We start from the raw sequence: 1,041 nt of genomic DNA on the forward strand, positions 1-1,041 counted from the left end.
CATCGATACACTGAAAACCAGAAACAGCACCTCGTCGCTGGCGCTGCAGTTCTTGATCCTGACTGCAACACGAACCGGCGAAGTGATCGGTGGAAGCTGGGAAGAAATAGACACGCAGGCAGGCATATGGGTCATCCCTGCCAATCGCATGAAAGCAAAGCGGGAACACCGCGTGCCTTTGTCTACACAGGCACTATCCCTGTTGGACAGGCTGCCTGCAAGAAAAGGCTGGCTGTTTCCATCCATTCGTCACGGCAAGCATATCAGCAATATGGCCACGCTCAAGTTCATGAGGGATCTGGGATACGGTACTAAAGGAAGTCGAGGGCCTTATGTTCCACATGGATTCCGCAGCACATTCCGGGACTGGTGCGCAGAACAGACCGATTTTCCAAGAGAACTGGCGGAGCCCGCTTCGGCTCATGTACTTCAAAACAAGGTGGAGGCCGCCTACCAGCGAAGTGATTTGCTGGAAAAAAGACGCCCACTCATGCAGGCGTGGGCCAACTACTGCTATGGAGAATCAATGCCCTGATATTCCGTTTACCTGCACCCTTTCCGTGAGTGAATCTCCTCTGCTGCAGGTCGTTCATCAAGGGTAAACTCGACGGCACCATCCTCATACACGACAAGATAGCCCCACTCAACATCCGCTTCGGTCTGTCCTTGTTGGGGAGGATGCGCCCACCAAGGTTCTCGGCTGAGGATCCTCATTTCCGGTTTGGTCATCTGAGCCACCGGCGATAGCACGTCAAGGTAATGGACAGTCCATCATGTTGAACCATCACGGAATCTGTTGTACATAGAAAACTGACAATCAAACCAGAGCGGCTTCCTGATTACAGATTTAGATTGAACCCCTACATCAATTGGGGTATAAAAGCAAGTGGGTCGTCTTGTGTTGGTATATATAAGCACAAGAATCCAAGGAAGAGGATCATTGTTTCGCGGTGATCAATAGTTTGACTAAGCATAGTGGATAGACCAAGAGCAAAGCCCTCAGCCATCCACCTTCGCTAAAAATATGGCGGAGAGGCAGGG

At 51.1% G+C, this 1,041-nt stretch carries 1 protein-coding gene; it reads left to right on the top strand.

The window, feature by feature from the left end; all coding sequences use genetic code 11:
- A partial coding sequence (locus ACOCD2_RS21685) for a tyrosine-type recombinase/integrase (RefSeq protein ID WP_419626097.1) occupies window positions 1-535 on the top strand: 535 nt, incomplete at its 5' end.
- Window positions 536-1,041 lie beyond the last annotated feature (506 nt).

This window comes from Thiolapillus sp., assembly GCF_048562965.1.
Classification (GTDB): Bacteria; Pseudomonadota; Gammaproteobacteria; order Chromatiales; family Chromatiaceae; genus Thiolapillus; species Thiolapillus brandeum_A.